10 protein-coding genes are annotated in these 12,242 nt (G+C 69.5%); 7 read left to right on the top strand and 3 right to left on the bottom strand.

Translation table 11 applies throughout. From position 1 onward, the window contains the following. The first annotated feature begins 10 nt into the window (after positions 1-10). Both AC07XP_RS13325 and AC07XP_RS13320 read left to right on the top strand, forming a co-directional pair. Positions 11-673 carry a DUF3540 domain-containing protein gene (locus AC07XP_RS13325; RefSeq protein WP_447740124.1) on the top strand — a complete coding sequence of 221 codons (663 nt, stop codon included), beginning with the start codon at positions 11-13 and terminating at the stop codon, positions 671-673. Positions 674-713: 40 nt separating this feature from the next. After that, complete coding sequence (locus AC07XP_RS13320; RefSeq protein WP_495264933.1) at positions 714-1,100, top strand: DUF4150 domain-containing protein; 387 nt, start codon at positions 714-716, stop codon at positions 1,098-1,100. Positions 1,101-1,128: 28 nt separating this feature from the next. Here the strand turns inward: AC07XP_RS13320 and AC07XP_RS13315 are convergent, their stop codons facing one another. The 3 genes from AC07XP_RS13315 to AC07XP_RS13305 all read right to left on the bottom strand — a co-directional run bounded on the left by AC07XP_RS13315 (position 1,129) and on the right by AC07XP_RS13305 (position 4,292). Next, positions 1,129-1,926, bottom strand: coding sequence for a PP2C family protein-serine/threonine phosphatase (locus tag AC07XP_RS13315; RefSeq protein WP_095949836.1), 798 nt, complete (start codon positions 1,924-1,926; stop codon positions 1,129-1,131). Further along, entirely contained in the window at positions 1,919-3,817 is a 1,899-nt protein-coding gene (tagH, locus tag AC07XP_RS13310; RefSeq protein WP_495264932.1) for a type VI secretion system-associated FHA domain protein TagH, read from the bottom strand. Before tagH ends, AC07XP_RS13315 begins: the two co-directional genes overlap by 8 nt. A gap of 64 nt (positions 3,818-3,881) precedes the next feature. After that, entirely contained in the window at positions 3,882-4,292 is a 411-nt protein-coding gene (locus AC07XP_RS13305; RefSeq protein ID WP_495264931.1) for a TssQ family T6SS-associated lipoprotein, read from the bottom strand. 135 nt (positions 4,293-4,427) lie between these two features. Between AC07XP_RS13305 and tssJ the strand changes: the two genes are divergently transcribed. The 5 genes from tssJ to tagF all read left to right on the top strand — a co-directional run bounded on the left by tssJ (position 4,428) and on the right by tagF (position 12,238). Beyond that, on the top strand, positions 4,428-4,943 hold the full coding sequence (gene tssJ, locus AC07XP_RS13300; RefSeq protein WP_062473939.1) for a type VI secretion system lipoprotein TssJ: 516 nt from the start codon (positions 4,428-4,430) through the stop codon (positions 4,941-4,943). Between the two features lie 243 nt (positions 4,944-5,186). Beyond that, the gene (tssK, locus tag AC07XP_RS13295; protein ID WP_495264951.1) at positions 5,187-6,482 is read left to right on the top strand and encodes a type VI secretion system baseplate subunit TssK; all 1,296 of its coding nucleotides are present in this window, start codon (positions 5,187-5,189) and stop codon (positions 6,480-6,482) included. 8 nt (positions 6,483-6,490) lie between these two features. After that, on the top strand, positions 6,491-7,873 hold the full coding sequence (locus AC07XP_RS13290; RefSeq protein ID WP_095949834.1) for a DotU family type VI secretion system protein: 1,383 nt from the start codon (positions 6,491-6,493) through the stop codon (positions 7,871-7,873). Continuing rightward, positions 7,873-11,508, top strand: coding sequence for a type VI secretion system membrane subunit TssM (gene tssM / locus AC07XP_RS13285; protein ID WP_095743177.1), 3,636 nt, complete (start codon positions 7,873-7,875; stop codon positions 11,506-11,508). Before AC07XP_RS13290 ends, tssM begins: the two co-directional genes overlap by 1 nt. 1 nt (position 11,509) lies before the next feature. Beyond that, positions 11,510-12,238, top strand: a complete 729-nt coding sequence (gene tagF, locus AC07XP_RS13280; protein WP_139703416.1) for a type VI secretion system-associated protein TagF — start codon at positions 11,510-11,512, stop codon at positions 12,236-12,238. Positions 12,239-12,242 lie beyond the last annotated feature (4 nt).

The following is a 12,242-nucleotide window of genomic DNA, read 5'->3' as shown; positions in this document are numbered from 1 at the left end:
GAGATACATCATGAATGTCGTTCCATTGCGTACGGTCGTTGAAGACTCGGGGCCGGTCCAGCGCCTGGGCCGGCTGATGTCGGCCGATGCCGACGGGCTGCTCCACGTGGAAGCCGAAGATGGCGCCCTCTGGTCGTGCCGCCGTGCGGCGAGTTGTCTGCTCAAGCCACAACCGGGCGACACGGTCCTGCTGTCGGGACCGGACAGCCGCCGGGTCTATCTGATCGCCGTGATCGAACAGGCCGACGCTTCACAAAGCCGCATCGAGGTGCCCGGTGATTTGCATCTGTCGGCGCCCGCGGGCGAGGTGTCCATCGACAGCGCGACGGACATTCGTCTGCGAAGCGCTGCCGGGCTCGAGATGAAGGCGACCCAATGGTCTCTCGACGCAGGTCAGGCGCAATGCCACGTGGCCGACATGCGCTACACCGGCCAGACGCTCGACGCCACGGTCGGCCGGCTGCGCCTGGTCGGCAAGCTGTTCGAGTCGGTGGCCGATCGCATGGTCCAGATGGCACGCAGCGCCTTGCGTCTGGTCGACGAGGTCGACCAGGTGCGCGCCGGACACCTCGACGTGCGCGCGCAGGAGACGGCAGTCATCCATGGCAAGCACGTGCTGCTGACCGGCAAGGAGTTGATGAAGGTCGACGCCGGACAGATTCACATGGGCTGAACCGAAGCCCGAAATCACGCAACCTCAAGGAGAAAAACTCATGTGTCTGGCCACGCATCAATGGATGGGCGGTTCGCTGGCGTTCCCGGATGTCTGCCGAACGCCGGTGCCGTTCCCGTTTCTCAACGTCGGGCTCCGGCCCATGTCCCTGCCCGTGTGCTGGAACATCCTCCTGATGGGCGGGCCGATGCACAACATGGCCACCACGACGCCGTTCACGCTGGGTGATCAACCGGGGACCCTGGGCGGCATGATCTCGCAGGTGTTCATGCAGGTGCAGCGGCACATCACGGGCTCCTTCACCTTCCTGCTCAGGGGGACGCCGGCGACGCGCATGACCAGCCTCACGACCCAGAATCGCATGAACATCCTGGGCTTCGAGTGCATCCCCGGCCTGCACTTCAAGTTCTTCAACTTCAAGTTCTGAAGCGCTTCGGTCGCGGCCTGGCGAGGGATCAGGCCGCCGTCCCCGCCAGCGTCACCTGCTGCGGCGACCCCACCCACACCGCCAGCGCCGAGTAGTTGTCGCGCGACTTGTCGGCCTTGGCCTCGGCCGCGCGGCGCAGCAGCGCGAGCCACTCTTCCGCGCTGTCGGCCAGCTGCAGCGATCGCTCCATCACCTGCTGCGAGATCAGCTGCCAGAGCCCGTCGGTGCACAGAAGAAACGCATCGCCATCGGCGAGCCGCTGCGGCGTCGACACCGACGTTTCCGCCGTCGCACGCGCACCGAGCGCGCGGTACAGCAGGTTGCTCTTCACCAGGCGCTCGCCACCATTCGCGCCCTGGCCCGCGGCGGCTTCGCCCGAGCGTTCCGACAGGCTGTGGTCTTCGGTGCGCTGCATCAGCGCGCCGCGGCGGAACCAGTAGAGGCGGCTGTCGCCGACGTGGGCCCAGCAGGCCTCGCCGGTGGCGCGGTCGACGAACAGCGAGACGATGGTCGCGCTCATGCGGCTCTGGTCGGCCAGCTCGCGCTGCTTGGCGAGCACGGCGTCGTTGGCTTCCTTCACCGCGTGGCGAATGTCGTCGGCCGCGACGGACGGGTGGTCGACAAAAGTGTTGAGCGCGGTGTCGACCACGATGCGCGAGGCCAGCTCGCCGCCCGCGTGGCCGCCGACGCCATCGCTCACGACGAAGCAGGCGTTGCGTTCGTCCAGGTGGTAACCGATGGCGTCCTGGTTGCCGCTGCGTTCGCCCACGCACGAGAACTGCGAGGTCGAGATGGGCACCGCGAAGGCGTGGGTGGCTTCAAGCACGGCGCGCCTCCTTCAAGCGTTCCATCTCGCGGTCGTAGGCCTGCTGGAAGGCGCGGCCGAAGACGGCCTGGAAGTCGTCCTCGACGGCGGCGGTGGTGCTGGCGTGCAACTGCTTCAGCTGGCGCCACAGCCGCGCCTCGCGACCGCCGGGCAGCAGCTTCTCGCCGAGCCCGCCGTCGTGCGGCGTGGCCTTGTCGAGGCCGCCCGGGTCGAAGCGATGCAAGAGCGTGAGCAGCGCGGCGCGCATGCCGGCGACCATGCCGAGCTGGTGCGACTGCAGGTCGCCCAGCGCATCGTGCACGGCGGCCTCGGGCGTGAGAAAGCCGGGCATGCGCGCGCCGAACATCTGCATCAGCACGGCGCGGCCGTTGGGCAGGATCTTGAAGGGGTTGTTCTCTTCGTCCACGATCATGGTGATCTCGGCGCGCACCTCGCGCTTGAGCATCGCACGCGACGACAGCAGCTCGATGGTGCCGTCGGTGAAGGCGCGCATCAAACGGCCGAGGTGGCGCATCGCCTCGGCATCGAGCGGCTGCTGGCCCGCGATCTCGGGCACGCCGGCGCCTTCGAGGAACGCCTTGAACAGGTCGTCGCCGGAGTAGGGGGGGCGTGGTGAGGTCGGCGCTGGTGCAGGGACTGCAGCGACCGGCAAGGCAGGCGGCGCTTCTTCTTCAAGCACGGCGGGCTGCGCCACGGCGGCCGGAATCTCCGGCGCTGCGACAACAACGGGCTCCTCTTCAACAGGCGCAGCCTCTTCCACAGGCTCCGGCACTGCGACCGATGGCGCAACCGCCACCGGCTGCGGCGGATTGAACTGCGAGGTCATCTCGCGCGCATGGTTCGCGAGGCTGTGGCCCGACGACGCGGCCGGCGGCCGTGCGATCAGGTCCATGGCCGGGTGCACGTCGTCGAGCGGGTTGTCCTGCGTCAGCGCCGTGGGGCGCGGGTCGGACAGCGGCGAGGGCGCATCGCGGTCTTCGGCGAAGAAGGAGAGCGGGTCCATGCTGCGCTTGAGCGCGAGGTCCGACAGGCCCTGCGTCGCCTGCGGGTCCAGACCGGCGAGCGGATCGACGGGGTTGCGCTGTGCCTGCGAGGGCAGGGCGAAGGGCTCGTGCGCCAGCGGGTCGGGCATGGGCGCCGCCGCATTGTCGGCACGGCGCGGCGCGTTCGCGAGGATGGCGTCCCAGTCGGCGGCCGAGGGCATTTGCGCGGAGACCTGCGTGGTCGTGGAAGGCGCTGCAGCAGTGGAAGAGAGCGGTGGCGGCGGCGGTGCAGGCAAGGGCGCAGGGGCCGGCGCATTCACCGGCGCGGGCGCGAAGGTCGGCATCGCGACCGTCGTCTCGGGCGGCGCATCGCCGAGCGGCAGCGCGCCTTCGCCGAACAGGTCCGCAAAGACATCGGAGGCCGGTGCTGCAGTGGGCAGCAGCGCGCTGATCGACGGGGCCGATGCGAGGTTCGATGCCACAGGCGGAGCAGACACCAACTGCGACAGCGACGGCTCGGTGATCGGTGCGGCCGGTGGCTCTGCGAGCGGCTCGGTGATGGGCGCCTCGGCGATCGCAGGCGGAGGTGCCTGGCTTGCACTCGCGGCTTCGAGCACGTAGCTGCCGATGGTCACGCGGTCGCCCAGCGCGACGCGCGATTCTTCTTCGTGGCGCAGCGTGCGTCCGTTCACGCTGATGGGCAGCACCGCGCTCATGTTGCGCACCACGGCGGCGCCGTCGTCGTCGAAGCGCACGGTGGCCTGCAGGCGCGAGATCTGCCGGTGTTCATCGGGCAGCACGAGGTGGTTGTCGGGGCTGCGGCCGATGGTGCCGCCCGGGGCGGCGAGCAGCGCCGAGGGCCCCGAGGCCACGGGCATGCCGCCGTGTTCAATCACTGTCCAGCGCATGGCATCTCCATGTTCGTCGCGGTGGGCGCGAGCGTGCCCGGGCGCGGCCGTGGCCGGCCGCGTGTCATCCGCGCTTCATCTTCTTCGCGGCCTCGAACGCGGGGCCCCACACGGGGTGGGTGCGTTCCGCGACATTCAGGTCGAAGCTTGGGAACACATCGAGGAGCTTGCGGAATTGCGTGCGGCATTCCGCGATCTGGTTGTTCACGCAGTAGCTGAAGGCTTCGAGCTTGAGTGCGGCCAGCCGCGTCGCGGGCTCGGCCCCGTCGAACACCGACACGCCGCCGCTCTTCAACGTGGAGATGGCCTTGGCGTAGTCGCCCGCATCGTAGGCCTGCTGCGCGCGTTCGAGCGTGGCGCGTGCCACTTGCTGGCTCAGGCGTTCGGGTTGCTGTGAGGCATCCGGGGTGCTCTGGCAGCCGCTCAACAGCGCAAGCATGAAGGCAAAAGACAGAACAGGCAGGCAAGACTTCAATCTTTTCTCCTACTTCGCGAGAGGCAGTGCGTGAGAGAGGGCGTGCTGTTGCATCACGATGCAACAGCACGCAATGCACACCGTGCGCGTGCATGGTTTCGATAATATAGATCGCGAAGCTTTCAGGGAGATCTCATGCATCGACGGACCTTGATTCAAGGCGCATTGGCCACATCGCCGTTGCTCGCAGGCCTCGCTGGTTGCGCATCGACAGCGAAGTCGATGCCCACGCCGTATGCCATCACCGTGCGCATCGACGACGGCGTGAATCCCGATGGTCGCGGCCAGGCCGCACCGATTCTCGTGAAGGTCTTCGAACTGAAATCTTCCGGCAACTTTGAAACGGCAGACTACTTCGCGCTGCAGGACCGCGACCGCGAGACGCTCATGACCGAGCTCGTGAACGCGGACCAGGCCATCTTGCGCAGCGGCGAGGAACGCGTGTTCAAGCGCGAGGCCGGACTCGACTCGCGCGCCATCGGCGTGATCGCCGGCTATCGCAAGCTGGAAGCGGCGCGGTGGCGCATCGTGTTGCCGTTGAAGGAGCCGAAACAAACGAATCTTTACAAGGTGTGGCAGTTTTCTCCGAGCGAGCAGAGCGTGCGCATCGCGGTGCGCAAGAGCGGCCTCGAACTGCTACCAAGTCGTTAAGTTTCAGCACGCGCTAATACGAAAGTGCGGCGCATTCGCCTCTGAAAAGGCATGCAAAACGCAAGAGGCGCCGTGTAGCATCAGACGCGAAAGAAGATCGAGCGGGGAGCCGCTGTACAGCGCATTTCCCGCCTCCGTGTGAGCACTCCAGGAGGTTCTTTGGTGACAGTTCGCAACGCGGGCGCAGCCGGTCAGGGCGCCCAATCTCAGGCATTGGCGAATCGCGTGGTGTGGTCCGAAGGCATGTACCTGCGGCCCCAGCACTTCCAGCAGATGGAGCGCTATGTCGAGCAGTACGTCACTCGCCGCACCGCGGGCATGCAGGGTGCCTACTGGGGATGGCTGCACCTGGACATCGACCGCGATGCCTTCGCGCTCGGGCGCGTGTCGCTGCTCGGCGGCGCGGGCGTGCTGCCCGACGGCACGCCGTTCTCGTTCGGCCTCGAAGACGCACCCGTGCCCTTCGACGTGCCCACCGACCTCACCGACGAACTCATCGTGCTCGCACTGCCGCTGCGCAGGCCCGGCAGCGAAGAGGTGATCTTCTCGGAAGACGAAGGCTCGGCCGCGCGCTTCGGCGTGGTCGAGCGCGAAGTGGCCGACGGCAACGCGGTGGCGCTCGGCCCCGCGGTGCTGCAGCTGGCGAAGCCGCGCCTGCGGCTGGCGCGCGCGTCGTCGCTCACGGCCGAGTGGCAGGCCATCGGCGCGGTGCGCGTGATCGAGCGGCGCACCGACCACAAGCTGGTGGTCGATGCCAACTACATTCCGCCGGTGCTCGATGCCTCGGCGCACCCGATGCTGCGCAGCATGACGGCCGAGCTGCACGGCCTGCTCATGCAGCGCTCCGAGGCGCTGGCCTCGCGGCTGTCGCAACCGGGGCGCGGCGGCGTGAGCGAGGTCTCCGACTTCCTGCTGCTGGAGCTGGTCAACCGCTACCTCGCGCTCACCTGGCATGCGCAGCAGGCGGTGCAGGTGCATCCCGAGACGCTGTTCGTCGACTGGCTCAAGCTGGCCTGCGACCTGGCCACGCACACCTCGCCCACGCGCCGTCCGGTGGTGTGGCCGGTGTACGACCACGACAACCTCAACGAGAGCATCCGCCCGTTGATGGAGGAGCTGCGGCGCTCGCTGTCGGCGGTGCTCGAGCAGAGCGCCATCGCCATCGAACTGGAGGAGCGCAGCCACGGCGTGCGCGTGGGCCGCATGCCCGACCCGGTGCTGGTGCGCAACGCGGCCTTCGTGCTCGCGGTGCATGCCGACCTGCCGGCCGATGCCGTGCAGCAGCGCTTTCCGACGCAGGTCAAGATCGGCTCGGTCGAGCGCATCCGCGACCTCGTGCAGCTGCAGCTGCCCGGCGTGGTCGTGCGCTCGCTGCCGGTGGCGCCGCGCCAGATCCCGTACCACGCGGGCTACCACTACTTCGAACTCGACAAGGGCGGCGACATGTGGCGCCAGCTCGAGAAATCGGGCGGCGTCGCCATGCACCTGGCCGGCGACTTTCCGGGGCTCGCCATGGAGTTCTGGGCCATCCGTCCGTGAGGGACCCTATGAACGGTGCCAATGACATGGCCGTCGGCCCGGGTGGCTTCGTGCCGCCCAATCCGGGCGGCGGCGCGACCACGCACAGCGGCCCGGGGCCGCAACCCCAGCAGCAACCCCAGCCCGATGCCTTCACCGCGTGGCACGACGCGCGGCGCCCGCATGCGGGCGACACGGCGCTGGCGGGCAACAACCCGCTGGTGGCGGCGGCCAACCCGCTGCTCGACCTGATCCCGCAGATCCGCGCCACCGGCCACCACCCGTCGCCCGCGCAACTGCGCGAACACCTGGTCGACGAAGTGCGGCGCTTCGAGACGCGCGCGCAGCAGGCCGGCATCGCGCCCGAAGTGATCATCGGCGCACGCTACTGCCTGTGCACCGCGGTCGACGAGGCCGCGGCGCTCACGCCGTGGGGCGGCAGCATCTGGTCGTCGCAGAGCCTGCTCGTGATGTTCCACAACGAGACCTGGGGCGGCGAGAAGTTCTTCCAGCTGCTGTCGCGCCTGGTGCAGAACCCGCAGCAGCACCTGCACCTCATCGAGCTCATCTACTTCTGCCTGGCGATGGGCTTCGAGGGGCGCTTTCGCGTCATCGACAACGGCCGCTCGCAGCTGGAGACGCTCAAGCAGCGGCTGCTGCAGATCATCCGTCAGGCGCGCGGCGAAATCGCGGCGCCGCTGTCGCCGCACTGGCAGGACGCGAGCGCGCCCGTGCGCCGCACGCGCCACTGGCTGCCGGTGTGGGCCGTGGGCGCGGTGGCGGCAGTGCTGCTGGTGCTGGTGTTCGCGGTGCTCACCTTCAACCTCGCGGGCCATTCCGACGGTGCCTTCTCGGCCGTGAACGCGGTGCGCCTGCCGCAGACGCAGCGCGCGGTGGCGGTGCCCGCGGCGCAGCCGCGCCTGCAGCGCTTTCTCGAGCCCGAGATCCGCGACGGGCTGCTCACGGTGCGCGACGAAGCCGACCGCAGCGTGGTGGTGCTGCGCGGCGACGGCCTGTTCGCCTCGGGCTCCGACCGCGTGCTCGACCGCTACGCGCCGGTGCTCGCGCGCGTGGCCGACGCGCTCAACGCGGTGGAAGGCAACGTGCTGGTCAGCGGCTTCAGCGACGACCAGCCGATCCGCAGCGTGCGCTTCCCGTCCAACTGGCAGCTCTCGCAGGCGCGCGCCGATGCGGTGAAGGCCATGATCGCCACGCGCCTGAGCCGGCCCGAGCGGCTGCGCGCCGAAGGCCGCGGCGACGCCGATCCGCTGGTGCCCAACGACTCGGCGGCCAACCGCGCGCGCAACCGGCGCGTCGAGGTGACGCTGCTGGTGGCGCCGGTGGCGGGCGTGCCCGTGCCGGGGTCTGCGCCGCAACCCCGGCAGCAACAACCACAAGGAGGAACCCGCTGATGCTGCGCGCGCTCTTCCGTTTTCTCGTCAGCCGCGACCTCTGGGTCTTCTTCGGGCTGGTCGCGCTCGCGTTCCTGATCTGGGTCATCGGCCCGGTGATCGCCGTGGGCCGCTACCGGCCGCTCGAAGGCGAGTTCGTGCGCATCGTGGTCATCGCGCTGATGTTCGGCGTGTGGCTGGTGCGCGTGGCCTACCGCAAGTGGCGCGAGCGTCGCCTGAACGCGCAGCTGCTGCACCAGCTGCGCACGCCGTCGCCCAAGGCGAAGGAGGCCAAGCCCGAAGAGGCGCCCGAGATCAAGGAGCTGCACAGCGGCTTTGCCGACGCCACCGCGGTGCTGAAGAACATGCGCTTCGGCCCGGGCCCCGGCGGCAAGGCGGCCGGGCGCTTCGCGCTGTTCGACCGGCAGTACCTCTACCAACTGCCCTGGTACATCTTCATCGGCGCGCCGGGCTCGGGCAAGACCACGGCGCTGGTCAACTCCGACCTCGACTTTCCGCTCGCCGACCAGCTCGGCAAGGCCGCGGTGCGCGGCATCGGCGGCACGCGCAACTGCGACTGGTGGTTCACCAACGAGGCCGTGCTCATCGACACGGCCGGGCGCTACACCACGCACGAGAGCCACCGCGAGACCGACGAGGGCGAGTGGAAGGGCTTCATCGAGCTGCTCAAGAAGTTCCGGCCGCGCCAGCCGATCAACGGCGCGATCCTCACCATCAGCATCGCCGACCTGCCGCTGGCCGACGACGCGCAGCGTGCGCGCCATGCGATGGCGCTGCGCAAGCGGCTGCTCGAGCTGCGCAACGACCTGGGCATCAACTTCCCGGTGTACGTGCTGGTCACCAAGACCGACCTGCTGGCCGGCTTCAACGAGTACTTCGGCTCGCTGGGCCGCGCCGAGCGCCAGCAGGTGTGGGGCTTCACCTTCCCCATCGAGGGCAACCCCGCCGACCCGGCCAAGGCCGACCTGCGCGAGCGCTTCCACCAGGAATACAAGCTGCTGCACCAGCGCCTGGACGAGCGCCTGCCCGAGCTGATGGCGACCGAGCCCGACCCGATGCGGCGCGCGCAGGCCTACCTGCTGCCGCAGCAGTTCGCGAGCTTCGAGGACATCCTGGGCACCTTCCTGGCCGACGTGTTCAACCCGTCGAAGTTCGAAGTGGCGCCGCTGCTGCGCGGCGTGTACTTCACCAGCGGCACGCAGGAGGGCACGGCCTTCGACCGCGTGATGGGCGCCATCAAGCGCTACCTGCAGGTGAACGCGCCGCCCGCGCCGCCGCCGGGCCCGGGCAAGAGCTACTTCCTGAAAGAGCTGCTGCAGCAGGTGATCTTCCGCGATGCGGGCGTGGCCGGCACCAACCTGCGCTGGTACCGCCGGCGCCGTGCCATCGACCTCGCGGGCTACGCGCTGGTCGGCGTGCTCGCTGTGGTGCTGCTGGGCGCGTGGGCCAACAGCTGGCGCCACAACAAGGCCTACGTGGCCGAGGTCGACGGCAACGCCAAGGCCTTCAACAAGGCCGCCGCGCGCGGCGAGCTGCCGACGGTGGTCGATTCGAGCGGCGACATCGCGAGCTCGCTGCTCATCCTCGACCGGCTGCGCGACCTGCCCAAATCGGCCGAGTTCGACATCGGCGATCCGCCCGTGGGCTACCGCTTCGGGCTCTACCAGGGCGAGAAGCTGCAGGCCGCGACCGACGGCGTGTACCAGCGCGCGCTCGAAACCGTGCTGCTGCCGCAGGCCGCGCAACGCGTCGAGCAGTCGCTGCGCGAGGCCGCGAAGCTCGACGCCGAATACAGCTACGAGGCGCTCAAGGCCTACCTCATGCTGTACGACCCCGAGCGCTACGACGCCGACTTTTTGCAGGCCTGGCTGCTGACCGACGTCGACCGCAAGATCGGCGCCTCGCTCACGCGCGAGCAGCGCACGAACCTCGAAGCGCACTTGAAGACGCTGTTCGCCGACCGCGTCGTGAGCTCGCCCTTCACCAAGGACGACAAGCTCATCGCGCAGACGCGGGAGCGCCTGGCCGGCGTGCCGCTGGCGCAGCGCTCGTACGCGCGGCTGCGCCGCATCCTGCTGCAGACCAGCGCGCCCAACGCCTTCACCATCGCCGAGGCGGGCGGCGCGGAGTCGGCGCTGGTGGTCCGGCGCGCCAGCGGCAAGCCGCTGACCGACGGCATTCCCACGCTCTTCACCTACCGCGGCTACTGGGACATCTTCGACAAGCGCATGGCCGAGACCACGCTGGCGCTGGAGCAGGAAGACCGCTGGGTGCTGCAGATCCGCGCGCCGGGCATCGCCGACATCACCTCGCGCGAGCTGCTGCTGCGCGAGGTGCGGCGCCTGTACCTCAGCGACTACATCCGCACCTGGGACGAGTACCTGGCCGACATCCGGCTGGCCGAGAGCAAGTCGCTGCTGCAGAGCATCCAGATGACGCGCGTGCTGTCGACCGGCGAGTCGCCGATGTCGCGCCTCATCCGCGGCGCGGCGCGCGAGACCGACCTGCTGCGCAACCACGACGAGGCCACGCGCAGCCTGCTCGACCAGGCGCAGAACCGCGTGACCAGCACGCGCGAGCGCATCGAGCAGCTCATCGGCCAGCCCGACGGCAGCCAGCGCCGCAACACCGCGCCCGACCGGCCCGAGTCGCTGGTCGACAACCACTTCGCGCCGCTGCGGCGCATGGTGACCGCGCCCAAGGCCGGCGGCCAGACGCCGCTGGACCAGACGGCCGCGCTCATCAACGAGCTGTACACCTTCCTCACCGCCACCGACACCGCGCTGCGCAGCGGCAACATCCCGCCGCCCGGCGACGCCGTGACCAAGCTGCAGGCCGAGGCCGGGCGCCTGCCGGTGCCGTTCCAGGGCATGCTGAACGACCTGTCGGCCACCGCGTCGTCCAAGGCTGCGGCGGTGACGCGGCAGAACATCGGCCAGAACGCGGCGGCGACCATCGGGCAGTTCTGCAGCCAGGCGATCGCGGGGCGCTACCCGTTCGCGCGTGGCTCCAACCGCGACGTGGCGGCGGGCGACTTCGCGCAGCTGTTCGCGCCCGGCGGGATGATGGATGACTTCTTCCAGAAGAACCTCGCCTCGCAGGTCGACACCTCGGTCAACCCGTGGACCTTCAAGCGCGGCGTGGACGGCAGCGCGTCGGGGCGCTCGGCGTACCTCGATGCGTTCCAGAAGGCGCAGGCGATCCGCGACGTGTTCTTCACGGGCATGGCGGGCGGGCGCACGCCCTCGTTCACGCTCGACATCCGGCCCGAGGACATGGACGCCACGCTCACGCAGTTCACGCTGGACATCGACGGCCAGACGGTGCGCTACGCCCACGGCCCGCAGGCGCCCAGCAGCATCAAGTGGCCCGGTCCGCGCAACAGCAACCAGGTGCGGCTGCAGGTCACGGTGGCCAACGGCACGCCGGCCGGCGGCATCGTGACCGAGGGGCCGTGGGCGCTGCACCGGCTGTTCGACAAGGCCTCGATCTCGTCGGGGCGCACGCCCGAGTCGTTCAACGCGACCTTCGACCTGCAAGGCAAGAAGGTGGTGCTCGCGGTGACGGCCAACAGCGTCTACAACCCGCTGCGGCTGTCGCAGATGAACAGCTTCTCCTGCCCCGGGAAATCCTAGGATGACGCCTCCCCCGCACGCCTGGTCGCCGCTCGACGAGCAGATCGGCTGGTACGGCAAGTTGCCGTCGGCCGGCGACTTTCTCTACCGCCGCATGCCGCGCGAACTGCAGGCCTGGTGGGACCGCTGGATGCAGAACGGCCTGGGCAGCTTCAAGCGCTGGCCCGACGCCATGACGCGCCACTACGCGGTGGCCCCGGTCTGGAACTTCGCCATCCCCGCCACGCACGGCGTGAACGCGGTGCAACTGGGCTGCATCGCGCCCAGCTGCGACCGCGTGGGCCGCTACTACCCGGCCTGCGTGGCGCTGCAGGTGGACGCGGCGCGCTACCACCCCGCGCTGCTCGAGGGCTCGGCCGCCTGGTACTGGCAGTGCGGCAGCGCGCTGCTGCAGGCCATTCGCCACGGCGTGGCGCCCGACCTCTTCGACACCCAGGTGCTGGCCGCGGGCCGCACGGGCTTTCGCACGGCCAGCGGCGGCTCGGACGACATCCTCTCGATCCTCGGCGCGGCCGCCGGCCCTGCTGCCAACGGGGCGCGCGGCGCGAGCGCGCAGCAGCGCCTGGGCTGGCCCGAGCTGCCGCTGTGCTTCGACCCCTTCGGCGGCACCAGCTACTGGTGGACCAACCAGGCCGACGGCTCGCCGCTGCGCACCGCGGCGCACGGCGGCGGGCTCAACACGCCGCTGTTTTCGCAGTTGTTTTCGCAAGGCCACGTGCCGTGGGCCTGACGCG

This window comes from Variovorax sp. GW531-E2 (assembly GCF_059423125.1).
The sequence above is the reverse complement of the archived record's forward strand: the minus strand, read 5'-3'. Positions and strand labels throughout refer to the sequence as shown.